The organism is Streptomyces sp. NPDC058619 (assembly GCF_042717785.1).
GTDB lineage: Bacteria > Actinomycetota > Actinomycetes > Streptomycetales > Streptomycetaceae > Streptomyces.
On the sequence record NZ_JBHXQN010000026.1, the window covers coordinates 46303 to 63935 of the forward strand.

The 17633-nt window shown below is 75.2% G+C and carries 17 protein-coding genes; 9 read left to right on the plus strand and 8 right to left on the minus strand.

Translation table 11 applies throughout. The features are described 5' to 3' along the window. Positions 1-5: 5 nt before the first annotated feature. Complete coding sequence (locus ACFWTC_RS24185) at positions 6-995, minus strand: MsnO8 family LLM class oxidoreductase (protein ID WP_383922850.1); 990 nt, start codon at positions 993-995, stop codon at positions 6-8. 111 nt (positions 996-1106) lie between these two features. Between ACFWTC_RS24185 and ACFWTC_RS24190 the strand changes: the two genes are divergently transcribed. Further along, positions 1107-1598 carry a hypothetical protein gene (locus ACFWTC_RS24190; protein WP_383922853.1) on the plus strand — a complete coding sequence of 164 codons (492 nt, stop codon included), beginning with the start codon at positions 1107-1109 and terminating at the stop codon, positions 1596-1598. Positions 1599-1787: 189 nt separating this feature from the next. Here the strand turns inward: ACFWTC_RS24190 and ACFWTC_RS24195 are convergent, their stop codons facing one another. Beyond that, the gene (locus ACFWTC_RS24195; protein ID WP_383922856.1) at positions 1788-2003 is read right to left on the minus strand and encodes a dodecin; all 216 of its coding nucleotides are present in this window, start codon (positions 2001-2003) and stop codon (positions 1788-1790) included. Between the two features lie 166 nt (positions 2004-2169). Here ACFWTC_RS24195 and ACFWTC_RS24200 point away from each other — a divergent pair, with 166 nt between their 5' ends. From ACFWTC_RS24200 to ACFWTC_RS24210, 3 genes are all read left to right on the plus strand, one after another. Then, positions 2170-3432: an extracellular solute-binding protein gene (locus ACFWTC_RS24200; protein WP_384028399.1), complete on the plus strand. Its 1263-nt coding sequence runs from the start codon at positions 2170-2172 to the stop codon at positions 3430-3432. A 198-nt stretch (positions 3433-3630) separates the two neighbouring features. After that, entirely contained in the window at positions 3631-4488 is an 858-nt protein-coding gene (locus ACFWTC_RS24205; protein ID WP_383922861.1) for a GNAT family N-acetyltransferase, read from the plus strand. Beyond that, complete coding sequence (locus tag ACFWTC_RS24210) at positions 4485-5423, plus strand: lysophospholipid acyltransferase family protein (protein ID WP_384028401.1); 939 nt, start codon at positions 4485-4487, stop codon at positions 5421-5423. The genes ACFWTC_RS24205 and ACFWTC_RS24210 overlap by 4 nt, the downstream gene beginning before the upstream one ends. Here the strand turns inward: ACFWTC_RS24210 and egtD are convergent. Genes egtD through egtA form a run of 4 tightly spaced genes read right to left on the minus strand, consistent with a single transcriptional unit; the run spans position 5306 to position 9700 of the window. Then, positions 5306-6280 carry an L-histidine N(alpha)-methyltransferase gene (gene egtD / locus ACFWTC_RS24215; protein WP_383922867.1) on the minus strand — a complete coding sequence of 325 codons (975 nt, stop codon included), beginning with the start codon at positions 6278-6280 and terminating at the stop codon, positions 5306-5308. The genes ACFWTC_RS24210 and egtD overlap by 118 nt on opposite strands. Beyond that, on the minus strand, positions 6277-7053 hold the full coding sequence (egtC, locus tag ACFWTC_RS24220; RefSeq protein WP_383922870.1) for an ergothioneine biosynthesis protein EgtC: 777 nt from the start codon (positions 7051-7053) through the stop codon (positions 6277-6279). Before egtC ends, egtD begins: the two co-directional genes overlap by 4 nt. Then, positions 7053-8375, minus strand: a complete 1323-nt coding sequence (egtB, locus tag ACFWTC_RS24225) for an ergothioneine biosynthesis protein EgtB (protein WP_383922873.1) — start codon at positions 8373-8375, stop codon at positions 7053-7055. The genes egtC and egtB overlap by 1 nt, the downstream gene beginning before the upstream one ends. Continuing rightward, complete coding sequence (egtA, locus tag ACFWTC_RS24230; protein WP_383922876.1) at positions 8372-9700, minus strand: ergothioneine biosynthesis glutamate--cysteine ligase EgtA; 1329 nt, start codon at positions 9698-9700, stop codon at positions 8372-8374. The genes egtB and egtA overlap by 4 nt, the downstream gene beginning before the upstream one ends. A 106-nt stretch (positions 9701-9806) precedes the next feature. Between egtA and ACFWTC_RS24235 the strand changes: the two genes are divergently transcribed. After that, on the plus strand, positions 9807-10631 hold the full coding sequence (locus tag ACFWTC_RS24235; protein ID WP_383922879.1) for a TIGR02452 family protein: 825 nt from the start codon (positions 9807-9809) through the stop codon (positions 10629-10631). A 108-nt stretch (positions 10632-10739) separates the two neighbouring features. Here the strand turns inward: ACFWTC_RS24235 and ACFWTC_RS24240 are convergent, their stop codons facing one another. Together ACFWTC_RS24240 and ACFWTC_RS24245 are read right to left on the minus strand one after the other, a co-directional pair. Further along, positions 10740-11204: a type II toxin-antitoxin system PemK/MazF family toxin gene (locus ACFWTC_RS24240; protein ID WP_383922882.1), complete on the minus strand. Its 465-nt coding sequence runs from the start codon at positions 11202-11204 to the stop codon at positions 10740-10742. Positions 11205-11307: 103 nt separating this feature from the next. Next, entirely contained in the window at positions 11308-12552 is a 1245-nt protein-coding gene (locus tag ACFWTC_RS24245; RefSeq protein WP_384028403.1) for an amidase family protein, read from the minus strand. 351 nt (positions 12553-12903) lie between these two features. Between ACFWTC_RS24245 and ACFWTC_RS24250 the strand changes: the two genes are divergently transcribed. The 4 genes from ACFWTC_RS24250 to ACFWTC_RS24265 all read left to right on the plus strand — a co-directional run bounded on the left by ACFWTC_RS24250 (position 12904) and on the right by ACFWTC_RS24265 (position 17594). Then, a complete protein-coding gene (locus tag ACFWTC_RS24250; RefSeq protein WP_383922888.1) occupies positions 12904-13953 on the plus strand; it encodes a LacI family DNA-binding transcriptional regulator in 1050 nt (349 codons plus the stop codon). A gap of 286 nt (positions 13954-14239) precedes the next feature. Then, on the plus strand, positions 14240-15439 hold the full coding sequence (locus ACFWTC_RS24255; RefSeq protein WP_383922891.1) for a thiolase family protein: 1200 nt from the start codon (positions 14240-14242) through the stop codon (positions 15437-15439). 214 nt (positions 15440-15653) lie between these two features. Then, positions 15654-17093 (plus strand): aldehyde dehydrogenase family protein, encoded by a 1440-nt coding sequence (locus tag ACFWTC_RS24260; RefSeq protein WP_383922894.1) that lies wholly within the window; start codon positions 15654-15656, stop codon positions 17091-17093. Between the two features lie 84 nt (positions 17094-17177). Next, on the plus strand, positions 17178-17594 hold the full coding sequence (locus ACFWTC_RS24265; protein ID WP_383922896.1) for a thioredoxin family protein: 417 nt from the start codon (positions 17178-17180) through the stop codon (positions 17592-17594). Positions 17595-17633 lie beyond the last annotated feature (39 nt).

The window sequence follows — 17633 nt, forward strand, 5'->3', positions numbered from 1 at the left end:
CCAGTTTAGAGGCCCGCGATCCGGGCCAGCCCGCGGTAGGAGTCCAGCAGCGCCGTCCGGTCGTACGTGGACGTGGTGACCAGCAGCTCGTCCGCGCCGGTCAGGGCGGCCACCTCGGAGAGCTCCGCCGCCACCTGCTCCTCGGTGCCGTGGACGTGCCCCGCGAGGGCGCCCTCGTACAGCTCCCGCTCCCTGGGGGACATCTCCAGCGCCTCGACCTCCTCGGACGGCCGGAGCGGCGGGAAGCTCCCCCGGGTGCGGGAGTACGCCACGGACCACGCCTCCGGCACGAGGATCTGGCGGGCCGCCTCCGCGGTGGCGGCCACCGCGACCGTCCCGGAGACCACGACGTACGGCTCCGGGCCCCACGCGGAGGGCCGGAACTCCCCGCGGTACGTCGCGACGGCCCGCGCGACCCGGTCGCGGGAGCGCAGGTCGCCCACGACCAGCGGCAGCCCGGCCCGGGCGGCGATCCCGGCCCCGGCGCCGGTGGCCAGTACGAAGGCGGGGATCCGCAGCCCCTCGGCGGGGCGCGCGTGGACCTCGGGGTGGGTCTCCTGGCTGCCGTCGAGCCAGCCCAGCAGCTCGGCCAGCTGCTCCTCGAACCGGTCGGCGTCCCCGGTGTCGCGGCCCAGGGCGCGCCGGATCCCGTCGGTGAAGCCGACGGAGCGGCCGAGACCCATGTCGATCCGGCCGGGGAAGAGGGACTCCAGCACCCCGAACTGCTCGGCGACCACCATCGGCTGGTGGTTGGGCAGCATGACCCCGCCCGTGCCGACCCGGATCCGCCGGGTCGCGCCGGCGACGGCGGCCGCGAGCACGGTGGGGGCGGAACCCGCCACGCCGGGCACGCTGTGGTGCTCCGAGACCCAGAAGCGGTGGTATCCGAGCTCCTCGGCCGTGCGGGCCAGGTCCACGGTGTCGCGCAGCGCCTGCGGGGCGGGGTGGCCCTCGCGGGTGCGGGACCGGTCGAGTATCGAGAGTTTTCGGATCACACCCGTGTCAACGTTGGGCGGCCGCGGGGATTCCCGGGCCGTCGCGATGCCCGGTCGCGGGCCGTTCGCCCTCCCGGCCGGCTTCCCCGGGGCGCGCCCTAGGCTGGCGGGATGACCGAGAGCACCGCGCGGCCGCTGGCCGTCTTCGACATCGACAACACCCTGGCCGACACCGGCCACCGCCAGCACTTCCTGGAGGGCCGGCCGCGGGACTGGAACGGCTTCTTCGGCGCGGCCCCGGCCGATCCGCCGCTCGCGCGCGGGGTGGCGCTGGCGCGGGAGAGCGCGGAGGAGTGCGAGGTGGTGTACCTGACGGGCCGCCCCGAGCGGTGCCGGAAGGACACGGCCGACTGGCTCGCCCGGCACGGCCTGCCCGGGGGGACGCTGTGGATGCGCGGGAACCAGGACCGCCGGCCGGCCCGGACGACGAAGCTGGAGGTGCTGAAGCGGGTCGCCCGGGACCGTGAGGTGCGGATGCTCGTCGACGACGACGAGCTGGTGTGCGGGGCGGCGCGCGCCGCGGGCTTCCGGGTGGTCCTGGCGGACTGGGCGGCGGACGCGCCGGAACTCAAGGCGGCCCAGGAGGTCGAGGGCCGCACCTGAGGCCCGCACCTGAGCGGCCGCAGCCGAGGGCCCGCACCCGAGCGCGGCCGCACCTCAAGGCGCGGACCTGAGCGGCCGCACCTGAGCGGCCGCACCTGAGCGGCCGCACCCGAAGGGCGCCGCCCGGGCGGTCGGGTCCGGGCCGCTCGCGTGCCCCGGGCGTCGGGTCCGGGCGGCCGCGCCAGGGCCTCAGGCGTCTTCGTCGAGGCGGAAGCCGACCTTCAGGCCCACCTGGTAGTGCGCGACCTCGCCGTTCTCGATGTGCCCGCGCACCTGGACGACTTCGAACCAGTCCAGATTGCGCAGGTGCTGCCCCGCCCGGCTGATCCCGTTGCGGATGGCCTGATCGATGCCCTCGGGGGAAGTGCCGACGATCTCGGTCACCCGGTACGTGTGATTGGACATGGGGGTCTCCCGACACTGGGTGGCTGTTGCCTTGTTCCACGGTGCCCCAGTTCGTCATTCTCCGCGAACTTTGTGTGAAGAGTCCCGGGCCAAACCCCCTTGACCCGCCTATTGGTCTATGCCAATTTCAAGCCATCTGAGCCCCGTTCCCAGAAGGTGGACCTTCGTGAAGATGCGCTTCCTTGCCGTGTGCACCGCCCTCGCGGCCGCGACCGCCCTCACGGGCTGCAGCCAGTTGGCCGACTCGGCCGGAGGGCCCCAGAAGGTGACGCTCTGGCTGATGAAGGGCAGCGCCTCGGACGACTTCATCGGCAAGTTCACCGCCTCGTTCGAACAGGAGCATCCCGATGTCGACCTGGAGGTGAAGATCCAGGACTGGACCGGCATCGGCGACAAGGTGAGCGGCGTCCTCTCCGGCAAGAGCAAGGAGAGAGCCGACGTCATCGAGGTGGGCAACACCCAGGTGGCCCGGTACATCGAGGTCGGCGGGCTCTCCGAACTCACCCTGGAGGGCCTGCGCGAATGGGGCAACAAGGACTGGCTCAAGGGCCTCTCCGACCCCGGCAGCGTCAACGGCGCCCAGTACGGCATCCCCTGGTACGCCGCCAACCGGGTGGTCATCTACAACAAGGACCTCTTCGCGGACGCCGGCGTCAAGGCGGTGCCCAAGAACCGCCAGGAGTGGATCCAGACCACCCAGCGGCTCGACAAGGGGGACCAGCAGGGCATCTACCTCGCGGGCCAGAACTGGTACGTCCTCGCCGGGTTCGTCTGGGACGAGGGCGGCGAGCTCGCCGTCGAGAACAGCGGCACGTGGACGGGCGCGCTCCACGACGACAAGGCCCTGGCCGGGATGGAGTTCTACAAGCAGCTCCAGGCGCTCGGCGACGGCCCCAAGGACGCGGACGAGGAGACGCCCCCGCAGTCGGAGGTCTTCGCCCGCGGCCAGGTCGCCCAGATCATCGCCCCGCCGAGCCAGGTCAAGGAGATCGAGGCGGCCAACCCCGCCCTCAAGGACAAGCTCGGCTTCTTCCCGATCCCCGGCAAGACCTCCGAGAAGGCGGGCGCCGTCTTCACCGGCGGCTCCGACCTGATCATCCCGGAGAACACCGGGCAGCGGGCCCGCGCGGTGGACGTGATCACCGCCCTGGTCAGCGAGAAGTGGCAGACCGAGCTCGCCCGCACCATGAGCTACGTGCCGAACCGGACGACCCTGGCCCACGTCGTCGAGGGCAACGAGGGAGCGGTGGCCATGGCCCCCGGGGCGGCCCAGGGCCGGGCCACGCCGAACTCCGCCCGGTGGGCCGAGGTCGAGGCCGACAACCCGATCAAGCCCTTCATGACGGCCGTCCTCACCGGCCAGGACCCCAAGCAGGCCGCCAGGTCGGCCTCCGACACCATCGGCCGGCTCCTCAGCTCCGACCGCTGAGGACCGCGCCGCCGCGACCGGTGCGGCGTCCCCGGGTGCCCGTCGGCACCCCGGGGACGCCGCCCACCGCCGAGTTCAGCGTCCGCACATCCAGGGGCCTCGGCGCGGCCATGTCGAATCCAGCCCGCCACGGAAGAAGTAAGGAGCCAGGCCGCACAACCGCCGGCCCGGCTCTCCGTGCCCGGCTCAGGAGTCGCCATGACCATCGCACCCCTGTCCCCGTCCCCCCTCACCGGCGCCCCGGCCGCCCTCCCCGCGGCCCCGGCCGCCCGCGTCGCCGTCCCGGCCGCCCTCCCCGCGCCCTCGGCCCCCGGCCCCGTCGCCCCCGCCCCCCGCTACGCCGTCCGCCTCGCCCGCGACGAGAACGAGGTGCGCGCGGCCCAGCGCCTGCGCCACCAGGTGTTCGCCGGAGAGCTCGGCGCCCGCCTCGACGGCCCGGAGCCGGGTCTCGACGCCGACGCCTTCGACGCGTACTGCGACCACCTCCTCGTCCTCGACCAGGAGACCGGCCAGGTCGTCGGCACCTACCGGCTGCTGCCCCCGGAACGAGCCGCGATCGCCGGACGCCTCTACTCGGAGGGCGAGTTCGACCTCTCCGCCCTCGGCCCGATCCGCCCCGACCTGGTCGAGGTCGGCCGCTCCTGCGTCCACCCCGACCACCGCAACGGCGCCGTGATCGCCCTCATCTGGGCCGGCCTCGCCCGCTACATGGACCGCTCCGGGCACAACTGGCTCGCCGGCTGCTGCTCGATCCCCCTCGCCGACGGCGGGATCCTGGCCGCCGCCACCCGCGAGACCACCCTGGCCCGCCACCTCGCCCCCGAGGAGTACCGCGTCACCCCGCACCTCCCCTGGAACCCCGCGGGCATCGCCCACCCCGACCGGATGGAGGTGCCCCCGCTGCTCCGCGGCTACCTGCGCCTGGGCGCCTGGGTCTGCGGCGAGCCGGCCCTCGACGCCGAGTTCGGCTGCGCCGACCTGTACGTCCTGCTCTCCCTGCGCCGCACCAACCCGCGCTACCTCAGGCACTTCCTCTCGCTCGCCCCGGCCGCATGAGCGCCTGGCTGCCCACCTCGCCGTGCACCCCCGAGGCCTGCGCCGGCCACCAGGGGCGCACCGCGGGGCTGCCGCGCGCGGTGCTCCGGCTGGCCGGGGCCGCGGCCCTGGTCCTCGCCGGCGTCCTGTGCGCCCCGGCGGTCCGGCTGCTGCCCGCAGGGTCCCGGGACGCGGCGGTGCGGGCCTGGGCCACCGCTCTCGTACGGGCCTTCGGAATACGCGTCACCCCGTACGGCAGCCCCGGCCCGGACGGCGGGCGCCTGATCGTCGCCAACCACATCTCCTGGCTGGACATCCCGCTCGTGCTGGCCGTCCTGCCCTCCCGGATGCTGGCCAAGAGCGACCTCCGGGCGTGGCCGGTCATCGGCCGCCTCGCCCGGCGCGCCCGAACCCTGTTCATCGAACGCGACCGGCTGCGCACCCTGCCCGCCGCCATCGGGGACGTCACCCGGGCCCTGCTGGCCGGAGACCGGGTCACCGTCTTCCCCGAGGGGTCCACCTGGTGCGGGCGCGCCCGGGGGCCCTTCCGCAGGGCCGCCTTCCAGGCAGCCCTGGACGCGCGGGTCCCCGTACAGCCCGTGCACCTCGCCTACCTGCGGGGCGACGGGACGCCGGCCGGGGAGCCCGCCTTCGTCGGCGACGATCCGCTGACCGCCTCCCTGTGGCGGATCGCCCGGGCCCGCGGCGTACGGGCCGAGGTCGGGCTGCTGCCGCGGATCCCGCCGGGCCGGTACGCGGACCGGCGGGACCTCGCGGCCGCGGCTCAGGCGGCCGTCGCCGCCGCCGCGGGCCCGGCGCTGCTACCGGGGATCCCCGCTCAGCCGGCCGGGGCGTGGGCGACCGACAGGGACAGCGCGAAGCGGCCCGCCGCGTCCGTCCACCACTGGGTCAACTCCAGCCCCACGGCGCCCAGTTCCTTGCGCACGCCCTCCTGACGGAACTTCGCGGAGATCTCCGTCAGGATCTCCTCGCCCGCCGTGAACGGCACGACCAGGTCCAGCGCCCGGATCTTCACCAACAGGTCCGACCGGGCCCGCAGCCGCATCTCGATCCACTCCTGCTCCCGGTTCCACACCGCCACGTGCTCGAAGTCGGCGGTGTGGAAGTCCGCGTTCAACTCCCGGTTGACGACGGACAGGACGTTCTTGTTGAACTCCGCCGTGACCCCCTGCCCGTCGTCGTACGCCGCCACCAGCACGGCCTCGTCCTTCACCAGGTCCGTCCCCATCAGCAGCGCGTCCCCCGGTGAGAGCATCGCCCGTACGGAGGCCAGGAACAGCGCCCGCTCCGGCGGCAGCAGGTTCCCGATCGTGCCGCCGAGGAACACCACCAGCCGCGGCCCGGGTGACTCCGGAAGGCGCAGGGCCCGCGTGAAGTCCGCCAGCAGTGCGTGCACCCGCAGCCGCGGATGCTCCTCCAGGAGGGACTCCGCGGCCCCCCTCAGGGCGCTCTCGCTCACGTCCACCGGTACGTACGTGTCCAGCCCGGGCATCGCCTCGATGAGGTGCCGGGTCTTCTCGGAGGACCCGGAGCCCAGCTCCACCAGGGTCCGGGCGCCGCTCGCCGAGGCGATCTCACCTGCCCGTTCCAGCAGGATCTCCCGCTCCGCCCGCGTCGGGTAGTACTCGGGCAGCCGGGTGATCTCCTCGAACAGCTCGCTGCCCCGCGCGTCGTAGAACCACTTGGGCGGCAGCGCCTTGGGGGTGCCCGTCAGCCCGTGCCGGACGTCCGTGCGCAGCGCGGCCTCCGCGGCGTTCTCGTCGAGGGTCCGGGTCAACTGGAAGTCACTCACGAGCGCTCCTTCTCCCCGAGCGGGGACTCCTTGAGAGGGGTCAGTTCGACCCGGGTGCGGGTGGCGGTCAGCAAGGTCCGGTCGGGCACCTCGCACCAGCGGGTGTCGTCGTCGTACGGTTCGGAGGCCACCACCGTGCGGCGGGCCCCCGGGTCGGCCAGGTACCAGAGCGAATCGCCCCAGGCCGTCGCGGCGATGGCCGCCCCGTCGGTCAGCAGGAGGTTCAGCCGGGAGCCGGGCGCGGCCGACGCCACCTCCCGGACCGGCTCGGCGAGCGCCGTGCCCAGGTCGTCCCCGGCGCGCAGCCGGCGCAGGACCAGCGCCCACACGAACGCCGAATCCGTCCGCGCGGACAGCTGGAGCAGCTCCCGGGGCGGCAGACAGGCCGCGAGCGGCGCCACCGCGTCCGGCCAGTTCCGCACCGCGCCGTTGTGGCTGAACAGCCACGGCCCGTCCGCGAACGGCGCCGCCGCGGCCTCGCCGTCGGCCCCGGCCAGGGTGGCGTCCCGTACGGCGGCCAGCAGGCCCCCGCTGCGCACCACGCGCGCGAGGTCGGTGAAGGTCTCGTCGCCCCACACGGGCCCGGACCGGCGGTAGCGACCCGGTACCGGGTCGCCCTCTGCGTACCAGCCGACGCCGAAGCCGTCGGCGTTGACCGTGCCGTTGCGCTGCCGGCGCGGCTCCCAGGACTGGCGCACCAGGGAGTGCGCGGGCTCGCTCAGCAGCCGCCCGAGGGCCACCACGGGCCCCAGGTAGGCGAGGTGACGGCACATCAGGCGCCACCGTCCCGCGCGGTGCGGAACCCGGAGAAGATCTGCCGGCGCACCGGGAGGTCCCAGTTGCGGAACGTGCCGCGGCAGGCGACCGCGTCGACCGCGAAGGAGCCGCCGCGCAGCACCTTGTGCTCCGGTCCGAAGAACACCTCCGAGTACTCCCGGTACGGGAAGGCCCGGAACCCCGGGTACGGCAGGAAGTCGGAGGCCGTCCACTCCCACACGTCGCCGATCAGCTGGCGCACCCCGAGGGCGGAGGCCCCGGCGGGGTAGCTGCCCGCCCGGGCCGGGCGCAGGTGGCGCTGGCCGAGGTTGGCGTGGGCGGGGGTCGGGTCGGCGTCGCCCCAGGGGTAGCGGGTCGAGCGGCCGGTCGCCGGATCGTGCCGGGCGGCCTTCTCCCACTCCTCCTCCGTGGGCAGTCGGCGTCCCGCCCAGCGGGCGTAGGCGTCCGCCTCGTACCAGCTGACGTGCAGCACCGGCTCGTCGGCCGGTACCGGCTCGGTCACCCCGAAGCGGCGGCGCAGCCACCGGCCGTCCTCCCGGCGCCAGAACAGCGGGGCACCGATGCCGTGCGCGCGGATCTGCTCCCACCCAGCCGGGGCCCACCAGCGGGGGTCGCCGTAGCCGCCGTCCGCGATGAACGCCTCGTACGCGGCGTTGGTCACCGGAGCCGTGTCGATCCAGAACGGCACGGTGTCCCGGGTGTGGGCGGGGCGTTCGTTGTCGAGCGACCAGGGCTCGGCGGAGGTGCCCATCGTGAAGGGGCCGCCGGGTACGAGGACTTCGGCGGCGACCGGAGGATCGAACGGGGCGTCGGGCTCGGGGGCCGTCAGGACGGGGGCGCCCGCCCTCAGCTGATGGGTAATCAGCATCGTTTCGTCGTGCTGCTGTTCGTGCTGGGCGATCATGCCGAAGACGTAGCCGGAGTCCAGCAGCGCCGTGCCCTCGAAGGGAGTGTGCTCCAGCAGGTCGAAGACGCGGCCCCGCACCTCGGCCGCGTACCGGCGGGCCTCCTCGGGGGCCAGCAGCGGCAGCTTCGGCCGTTCGGCCCGCGGATGCTCGAAGGCGTCGTACAGGGGGTCGATCTCGGGGTGCATGGAGGGGCGGCCCGCGACGTTGCGCAGGAGCCACAGCTCCTCCATGTTCCCGATGTGCGCCAGGTCCCAGACCAGCGGCGACATCAGGGGCGAGTGCTGCGCGACCAGGTCCGGCTCGCTGACGGGATCGGTGAGCGCGGCCGTACGGGCGCGGGCGGCGGTCAGTGCGGCGGCCGCCCGCTCCCGCAGGTCCACGGGGGGCGTGCGGGGTGCGTCGGTGGTCACGGGCGGACCTCCGCTCCGGCGAGCCGCTGCCCGGCCGGGTCGTCGGCGGGACATCGGCCGCGCAGGACGTACCGGTCGGCGAAGGCCGCGACGGTGTCCCGTACGCCCGTGCTCGCGCCGAGCCGCGGCAGCGCCTCGGCGGCGGCCCGGAAGCACGCGGTGGCGGCGCTCCGCAGTTCGGGGTCGGCCAGGCCGTGCCGGGCGGCCGACCTCCAGAGCGGGTTGCGGGGCGCGGGCCCGTGGCCGTAGGAGTCCGCCAGCGCCTTCGCCACCCGGTACGCCGTCTCCGCCGCCTCCGGGTCGTCGAACAGCGCGTGGACCACGGCCAGGGGCACCAGCCAGCCGTCGTCGCCGGGCTGGGCGTCGATCATCCGCAGTTCGAGGTGGCCGCGGGGCCGGACGGGCGGGAACAGCGTGCTGAGGTGGTAGTCGAGGTCGCCGGCGTCCGGCGGCCGCAGCCCGGGCAGCCCGCCGCCGCGCAGCCAGTCCCGGAAGGTCATCCCGCGGGGCACCGACCACGGGTCGCCGTCGTAGGACCGCACGCACATCAGCTCGGTGTCCAGCGCCTGCCGCACCCACCCGGAGCGGGGCGCGGCGTCCATCGGCGGGGCGAGGGCGCGCCGGCTGTCGATGTCGGCCCAGTTCCCCTGGCGGGCACAGCGCCAGCCGGCGTACGGGGCCTCCAGGCCGGGGGAGTTGGCGAACGCGGCCACCAGCACCGCGCCGAGCAGGTGGGCGAGGCGCCAGCGGCGGCCGAGGCCGAACAGGCCGGGCTCCTCCTGACCGGCGTCCACGCAGACCTGTACGGACGCGGAGCCGCACATCATGGCGCGGCCGGCCGGGCCGGTGCGGTCGAAGTGGGCCTCCATGGCCTCGTAGCGCGGGCTGCGCAGCAGCCGGTGGTAGGGGCGGCGCGGGTCCTGGCCGAGGCCGCGCAGGACCAGGCCGCGGGAGAGCAGCGCGGCCCGGACGGCGGTGAGGTCGGACTGGAGGTCGTCCACGCACCCGGTGAGGGAGGCCGAGGGGACGGAGCTGAGCTCCAGCTGGCCGCCGGGCTCGACGGTCACCGAGGAGTGCAGGGGCAGGGCGCGGGCGGCGGCGTGCGCGGAGCGCAGCCGCTCGGGCGGCACGGGCAGCCCGGGACGCTCGGCGTCCACGACGAGCCATTCGAGCTCGGCGCCGATGAGCCGGGGCGGGCCGGTCTTGAAACAGATGCCGTGGAGCAGGTCCTCGGCCTCCGTCTCGGTGAGGGGCGCGCCGGGGGGCGGCGCGGCGGTGTGCGGGGCCTGTGGTGCGGGTGCGGGAACGGCTGAGTCGTGCGACATGAACGGGTCCTCGTCTCCTGTCGTCGGCCGTGACATCACCGGTGCCTACCCGCCCCCGGGGCACAAATTCCTTTGTTTCCAGGGGCCGCGATGCCCAGGATGAGGTGTGAGCAGCAGATTGCGCGCGATCGCGCGGGAGAACTCCGAGGTCCTGGCGGCCGGCGGCTACCGGGCGCGGTCGGGACGGCAGGTTTCCCTGGCCACCGCCCTGGCGGAAGCCAGGGCAGGAACCAGAATATATGGACCGAACCCTGTCATTCCTGGTGAACTGCCACGGGGTGGAGGCGGCCCGACGGCGTTCGAGGTCACGGGGGAGAGCAGCACGGTGGCGGCCCGCAGGCTCGCGACGGAGGGCTCCCAGGCCGCTTCCGTGGCGGTCCTGAACTTCGCCTCGGCCCGGAATCCCGGGGGCGGCTACGTCCGCGGGGCCAAGGCCCAGGAGGAGGCCCTGTGCCGCGCCTCCGCCCTGTACGAGACCCTGCTGGAGGCGCCGGAGTACTACGCGGCGCACCGGGCGGAGCGCAGCACGTTCTACACCGACCGGGTGATTCACTCGCCCGGGGTCCCCGTCTTCCGCGACGACCGGGGCGCGCTGCTGGAGGTCCCCTTCCGGGCCGGCTTCCTCACCTCTCCGGCACCGAACGCGGGCACGATCCGCCGCCAAGAGCCCGAGCGGGCCGCCGAGATCCCCGGCGCCCTGCTGCGGCGCGGGGAGCGCGTCCTGGAGGTCGCCGCGCTGCACGGATACCGGCGGCTGGTGCTGGGGGCGTGGGGGTGCGGGGTGTTCCAGAACGACCCCGGGCAGGTGGCCGATGCCTTCCGGACCCTCCTGACCGGACGGTTCGCGGGCACATTCGAACGGGTCGTCTTCGGCATCCTCGACCGGGACCCCGGGCCCCGCGCCACCTTCGACCGGGCCTTCCCGGCCTGAGCGCCGCGCCCGCCCGGACAGCGGAGGGCGCAGGTCCGGGCGGGAGGGCGGGCGGCGGCGGGCGTGCGCGGCGCCGTGCGGGCGGGACGACGTCGCCGCCCGTGCGCGCTACTGCCAGCCGTAGCGCTCGCGCAGCCGGTCGACGACGAGCTGGAACCTCGCCCGCTCCAGGGCGCAGGCCTCGCGCCGCATCCCGGACTCGTGCACGCGCAGCACCCGGTCCACGGCCACCCAGGACTCCCGCCCCGCGTTGTCCCAGGGGCCCGTGCCGATCGGCACCCACTCCCGGTCGTGGTCGTGCCGCTTGCTGGACAGCTGGACGGCGAGCAGGGTCCGCCCGCCCGGCTCCCGGGCCACGACCAGCACCGGGCGGTCCTTGCCGCGCCCGTCGTTCTCCTCGTACGGGACCCAGGTCCACACGATCTCGCCCGGGTCGGGATCCCCGTCGGGGTCGGGCGCGTACTCGGTGCGCACGGGGCCGATGCCGCACGGATCGGCCTCGGCCGTCGCGGTGTGCCCGTCGCGGCCGGGCTGGTCGAGGTGGCTGCCGCCGTGAGGTGAAAGTGCCGTCATGGCGCGGAGGGTACCCGCCTTCGCGGCCCGGTCGCTCGGCCGATCGGCGGCCCGGCCCGGCCGGGGGACCGCGTCGCCGCCCCGCCGGCTCCGTACCGCGGGTTCAGGACGGGCGGGCGGGTGACCAGGCGGCGGCAGCCTCCGCCTGGGCGGCCAGGGACAGGAGCAGCGGCTCCGAGTGGGCCGGGCCCAGGAGTTGGGCGCCGAGGGGCAGGCCGGTCCGGGTGAAGCCCGCCGGGACGTTCACCCCCGGCCAGCCCAGGACGTTCCACGTCCAGGCGTACGGGCAGGCGGCGATCATCGCCCGGTCCGTCGCCATCGCGCCCAGGCCCTCCAACGCGCCGACCCGCAGCGGCGGTGTGGCCGTCGTCGGGGTCATGACCACGTCGTAGCGGCCGAACATCTCACCCACCCGCCAGCGCAGGCCCGCCTCGGCCCGGCGGGAGAGCCGCAGGGGCAGACCGCCCAGGATCCGGCCCGTGCGGACGGCCTCGTGCGTACGCCGGTCCAGCAGTGCGCGGTCCGGCACCCGCGCCGCCCAGTCCCGTACGCCCGCGGTCGCGCGGGGCACGAAGGTCAGGCCGATCGGGCCGTACCGGGGGTCTTCCGGCACCACCTCGTGGCCCAGCGACTCCAGCCGCCCGGCCAGCCGCTCCACCGCCGAACGAACCTCGGGGTCAAGCGACTTGGGCGTCGCCGTGAACGGCATCCTGAACGAGAGGGCGATCCGCAGCCGCCGCGGCGTACGCCCGGCCGCCTCGACGGCGCGGATCCCGGCGGGGCGGTGCAGGTCCTCGGCGTGCTGGCCGGCGGCGGCGTCCAGCAGCAGCGCCGCGTCGGCGACCGTGCGGGCCAGCACGCCGTTGACAGTGAGCCCGTTGAAGGACTCGGGCTCCGGCCAGGTGGAGATCCGCCCGCGCTGCGGCTTCACGCCGATGAGGTGGGTCCAGGCCGCGGGGATCCGTACCGAGCCCGCTCCGTCGGAGCCGAGCGCCGCCGGGACCAGCCGGTGTGGGCGCCGACGGGCGGTGTTTGACCCGAAGGCTGCCGCCCGCGCGCACGGCGCCGGTGGCGGGGTCGGCGCCGTGCGCGGGAGTCCTCCCTCCACACCCACGGGCCCCCGCGGCAGGCCCGGTTGGCCGGATCCGCTGTCGGCGCACCACGGCTCACGGGCGCGGCCGTCCGCCGGACGGCTCGGGGCACCCTGCGAGCGGGGCGGGTCATGCCGCCGGAGGGGAGCGGTACCGGCTCCGCCCGACCCGACGGACATGCCCGGGTGTGTGTTCGGGCTGTCGGGGCGGGGCGGGGCGGGGCGGGGCGGTGCTGCCCCCCGACTTCCGTTCGGCATCCGACCATCCGCGGCCCTGGTTCTCGTACGCCCGGGGCCTTGGTTGTCGTAGGCTCCGGGCCCTGGCGGCGGGCTCGGGTGCCGGTGTGGGCTTGGCCGTGGGCGGTGCCGCGGGTCGACGTCCCTGCGTCGAAACGGAGTTGAGCTGCCGCGCCGGGTGGGAGGGGGCTGGGGGGGCCGTGCCGGGCGTGGGTCCGGGGAGGGCGGGTGGTGCGGCCCCCGAGGTGCGTCGCGGCGCGGGCGGGCGCCGCGCACCGATGACTCGTGTCATCGCTGTGTAGCATGCCTTTCAGGCCATCCGCCGGGCCCCCGGTGCGACCGGTGCGACCGGTCTGGAAGGATGCCAAGGCAATGTCTCAGTCACCGAATTCGCCGAAGCAGCCGGCACCGGCCGCCGGGCCGGCTCCCACGCCGCCGCCTCCCGTTCCGACCAGCGCCGACGTGGCCCGCCTCGCCGGCGTGTCGCGCGCCACCGTCTCGTACGTGCTGAACAACGCGGAAGCCGTCCGCATCAGCGAGCCCACCCGCGTCAAGGTCCGCCGGGCCGCCGAGGAGCTCGGCTACGTCCCGCACGCGGCCGCCCGCAGCCTGCGCGCCGGGCACACGCGGCTCGTCCTGCTGCCGACCTCGCACGTACCGGTCGGCCCGCTGTACAGCACCTTCCTGAACGAGCTCCAGTGGGCCCTGCGCCGCCTCGACTACACCGTGGTCCAGTACGGGAGCCTCGGCCTCACCGGCGACGAGGCCGCCCGCGCGTGGGCGGAACTGCGCCCCGTGGCGGTGATCTCCATGGGCGAGATCACGCTTTCCGCGCACAACGTCGCCACCCTGAAGCGCGCCGGTGCCCGTGCGGTGATAACGATGGGCCCGGTCGGCGTGCCGGGGGCGCACGCGCTCGTCATGGACCAGCGTGAGGTCGGCGCCCGCGCCGCCGCCCACCTCGTGGAGCGCGGGCGGCGGCGGATCGGCGTGGTCGTGCCGGAGGAGGAAGGGCTGGAACTGTTCTCCGGGCCCCGGCTGGAGGGCGCGCGGTCCGTGGCAGGCGCGGAGATCGAGGCCTTCCCGATGTCGTACTCGGAGGAATCCGCGGCGGCCCTCGCGGCCCGCTGGCGCGGGCTCGGCAGGGACGCGGCCTTCGCCTACAACGACGAGTACGCGATGCTGCTGATGCGGGCCTTCCAGGACGAGGGGCTGCGCATCCCCGAGGACGTCGCCGTCATCGGGGCCGACGACCTGCTCATCGGCAGGCTGCTGCGGCCCCGGCTGAGCACGGTCCAGATCGAGATGCCGACCGGCGACCACCTCGCGTCGCTCGTGGACCGCGCGGTGCGCGAGGCGTCGGAGGTGACGCAGCGGCACGACCTGATGGCCGCCCAGGCCATCCGGCGCGAGTCGACCTGATCCGCACGCCACGCGCGTCCGCCCGAGGCGTGCACGGGCCCGCCCGAGCCGCTGGCGCGCCTCGTACGCCCGTACGCCCCGCGGGCCCCGCGGGCCCGGCCCCCGCGCGCCCGCCCGCCCGGAGGTCGTTGACAGGCGGTGACGTGCGGACGGAGACTGCGGGCGCGCCCCACCGGGCGCACCCGGCCGTGCGCCCCGGTACCCACGAAGGCACCGCGCGCCACGCCGCCCGGCTCCGGCCCCGCTCCACCCGCCTGCCCGTACGGATCCGCCCAGGAGAGACCCCATGAGCAGCCGCACCGTCCGCGACGTCTACGTGGTCGACGCCGTCCGCACCCCGATCGGCAAGTTCGGCGGGGCCCTCGCCGGAGTCCGGCCGGACGACCTCGCCGCACACGTGGTCCGGGCCCTGGTGGACCGTACGCCCGACCTCGACCCGGCCCGCATCGACGACGTGGTCTTCGGCGACGCCAACGGCGCGGGCGAGGACAACCGCGACGTCGCCCGGATGGCGGTGCTGCTCGCGGGGCTACCCGTGACCGTCCCCGGCGTCACCGTCAACCGGCTCTGCGGATCCGGTCTCGAAGCCGTGATCCAGGCCGCCCGCGCGATCGCCCTCGGTGACGCCTCCGTCGCCATCGCCGGCGGCGTCGAGTCGATGAGCCGGGCCCCCTGGGTGGTCCAGAAGCCCGAGCGGGCCTTCCCCGCCGGCCACCAGCAGCTGTGGTCCACCACCCTCGGCTGGCGGATGACGAACCCGCGCATGCCCGCCGAGTGGACCGGTTCGCTCGGCGAGGGCGCCGAACTCATCGCCGAGAAGTACGGCATCACCCGCGAGGCGCAGGACGCCTTCGCCCTGGAGAGCCACCGCAAGGCCGCGGCGGCCTGGGCCGGCGGGCTGTACGACGGGGAGGTCGTCCCGTACGCGGGGGTGGACCTGGCGCGCGACGAGTGCGTACGGGAGGGTTCCACGCCGGAGGCGCTGGCCCGGCTGGGGCCCGCCTTCCGGACGGACGGCTCCGGCACGGTCACCGCCGCCAACGCCTCGCCGCTCAACGACGGCGCGGCCGCCCTGCTGCTGACCGACGAGGCGGGCCTCGCGGCCACCGGGCGCGAACCGCTCGCCCGGATCAGCGCGTCCGCGGTCACCGGGATCGAGCCCCAGCTCTTCGGGCTCGGCCCCGTGGAGGCCGTCCGGCGGGCCCTGGACAAGGCCGGCCGCGGTCTGGCGGACCTCTCCGTCCTGGAGCTGAACGAGGCCTTCGCGGCGCAGGCGCTGGGCTGCCTCGCCGAGTGGCCCGAGCTGGACCCCGCTGTCGTCAACCCGCGCGGCGGGGCCATCGCGATCGGCCACCCGCTCGGCGCCTCGGGGGCCCGGCTGGCCGGTTCGGTCGCCCACCAGCTGGCGGCGGCCGGGTCGGGTACGGGCATGGCGGCCCTGTGCATCGGCGTCGGCCAGGGGATCGCCCTGGTCCTGGAACGCTGAGCCGCTCCGGGAACACGGGGCAGCCACCGGCGCCGGGGCACCGAACCGGCGCCGGGCCCCTCAAGCCGGCGCCGAGGTCGCGGGTCTCGATCGTTTCCGGTCACGTGCCCGGGTCAACTGCCCAATAACTGAACAGAAGTGGGGCCCAGGGTCTGGCACGATGGCGCGTGCTGCCGCCCCCCGCCCCGACCATCCCCACCGGAGGCCCCGCGCCATGCCGCTCCTCGATCCGACGCTCTGGCAGGACGGACCCACCCTGACCGGCGGCGCCGCCCCCGTCGTGGAACCCGCCACGGGCCGCACCCTCGCCACCTTCGAGCTCGCCGCCCCGGCCGACGTGGCCGAGGCCGCCGTGCGGGCCGGGGTCGCACAGCGGGACTGGTCCCGCACCACCCACCTGGAGCGGGCCGCCGTACTGCGCCGCGCCGGGGACCTGTTCGCCGCCCACGCCGACGAGCTGGGGGAGTGGCTGGTACGGGAATCGGGGTCGATACCCGGTAAGGCGGCCTTCGAACTGCACGTCGCCGCCCAGGAGTGCTACGAGGCCGCCGCCCTGGCTTCGCGCCCGACCGGGCAGGTGCTGCCGAGCGAGGCGCCCCGGCTGTCCTTCACCCGCCGGGTGCCGGCCGGGGTGGTCGGGGTCGTGGCGCCGTTCAACGCTCCGCTGATCCTGTCGATCCGTTCGGTCGCGCCCGCGCTGGCGCTCGGCAACGCCGTCCTGCTCAAGCCGGACCGCCGCACGGCCGTGTCGGGTGGTCTGGCCCTCGCCGCGGTCTTCGCCGCCGCCGGCCTGCCGGGCGGGCTGCTGCACGTCCTGCCCGGAGGCGCCGAGACCGGCGCCGCAGTCGTCGCCGACCCCCGGGTGCGGGTGGTGTCGTTCACCGGGTCCACCGCGGCCGGGCGCACCGTGGGGGAGCTGGCGGGGCGTCACCTCAAGCGCGCACACCTGGAGTTGGGCGGCAACTCCGCCCTCGTCGTGCTGCGCGACGCCGATGTCGAGGCGGCCGTGGCGCAGGCTTCCTGGGGCTCCTTCTTCCACCAGGGCCAGATCTGCATGACCGCCGGACGCCACCTCGTCCACGCCTCGCTGTACGACGAGTACGTCGAGCGGCTCGCGGCGCGCGCCGAGGCCCTGGCGGTGGGCGACCCGTACCGCGAGCAGGTGCACCTCGGCCCGCTGATCGACCGGCGCCAGGTGGAACGCGTACACGCCCTGGTGGAGGCGAGCACCGCCCAGGGGGCCAAACTCGTCGCGGGCGGCGCCCACCGGGAGCTCTTCTACCGGCCCACCGTGCTGGCGGGGGTCGGGGACGACACCCCCGCGTACGCCGAGGAGGTCTTCGGCCCCGTCGCGCCCGTGCGGTCCTTCGCGACCGAGGAGGAGGCGGTGGAGCTGGCCTCGGCCGGTCCGTACGGACTCTCCCTCGGCATCGTGACCCGCGACGCGGGGCGCGGGCTGGAGCTGGCCGGCCGGATCCCGACCGGGATCGCGCACGTCAACGACCAGACGGTGAACGATGAGGCCGTGGCGCCCTTCGGCGGGGTCGGCGCGTCGGGGACCGGCGCCCGCTTCGGCGGCGAGGCGAACCTGGACGCCTTCACGGAACTGCGCTGGACCACGGCCCGCACGAGTCCGGCCGGCCACCCGTTCTAGCGCGGCGGCCGTCCCGGGCGGAATGATGCGGGCGGGTCGTTCGTTCAAGCAGGCAGACGGCTCTCATCAGGAGGTTTGGACACCGTGGCTACAGTCGAGCTCACCAAGGAAAACTTCGACCAGACGGTCAGCGAGAACCCGTTCCTGCTGATCGACTTCTGGGCGGGCTGGTGCCGGCCGTGCCTGGCGTTCGCCCCGGTCTACGAGAAGGCCTCCGAGGCCCACCCCGACCTGGTCTTCGCCAAGGTCGACACCGAGGCGCAGCAAGAGCTGGCCGCCGCGTTCGACATCACCTCGATCCCGACCCTGATGATCGTCCGCGACCAGGTGGCGATCTTCGCGCAGCCCGGCGCCCTGCCGGAGGCGGCCCTCACCGACGTCATCGGGCAGGCGCGCGCGCTCGACATGGACGAGGTACGGGCCAAGATCGCCGAGGAGCAGCAGGCCGCCCGGGGCACGGGCACCGCGGACGCCGAGGGGTCCGGCACGCCGGAGGCCTGAGTGCGTGACGTGGCGCCCGACCAGCGGTGACACTGGCCC

Coding starts and splice junctions, on each gene's coding strand:
- ACFWTC_RS24190 (WP_383922853.1), top strand. CDS start 1,107: ATGACCGAGAGCACCGCGCGGCCGCTGGCCGTCTTCGACATCGACAAC.
- ACFWTC_RS24195 (WP_383922856.1), bottom strand. CDS start 2,003: ATGTCCAATCACACGTACCGGGTGACCGAGATCGTCGGCACTTCCCCC.
- ACFWTC_RS24205 (WP_383922861.1), top strand. CDS start 3,631: ATGACCATCGCACCCCTGTCCCCGTCCCCCCTCACCGGCGCCCCGGCC.
- ACFWTC_RS24210 (WP_384028401.1), top strand. CDS start 4,485: ATGAGCGCCTGGCTGCCCACCTCGCCGTGCACCCCCGAGGCCTGCGCC.
- egtC (WP_383922870.1), bottom strand. CDS start 7,053: ATGTGCCGTCACCTCGCCTACCTGGGGCCCGTGGTGGCCCTCGGGCGG.
- egtA (WP_383922876.1), bottom strand. CDS start 9,700: ATGTCGCACGACTCAGCCGTTCCCGCACCCGCACCACAGGCCCCGCAC.
- ACFWTC_RS24240 (WP_383922882.1), bottom strand. CDS start 11,204: ATGACGGCACTTTCACCTCACGGCGGCAGCCACCTCGACCAGCCCGGC.
- ACFWTC_RS24245 (WP_384028403.1), bottom strand. CDS start 12,552: ATGCCGAACGGAAGTCGGGGGGCAGCACCGCCCCGCCCCGCCCCGCCC.
- ACFWTC_RS24250 (WP_383922888.1), top strand. CDS start 12,904: ATGTCTCAGTCACCGAATTCGCCGAAGCAGCCGGCACCGGCCGCCGGG.
- ACFWTC_RS24255 (WP_383922891.1), top strand. CDS start 14,240: ATGAGCAGCCGCACCGTCCGCGACGTCTACGTGGTCGACGCCGTCCGC.
- ACFWTC_RS24260 (WP_383922894.1), top strand. CDS start 15,654: ATGCCGCTCCTCGATCCGACGCTCTGGCAGGACGGACCCACCCTGACC.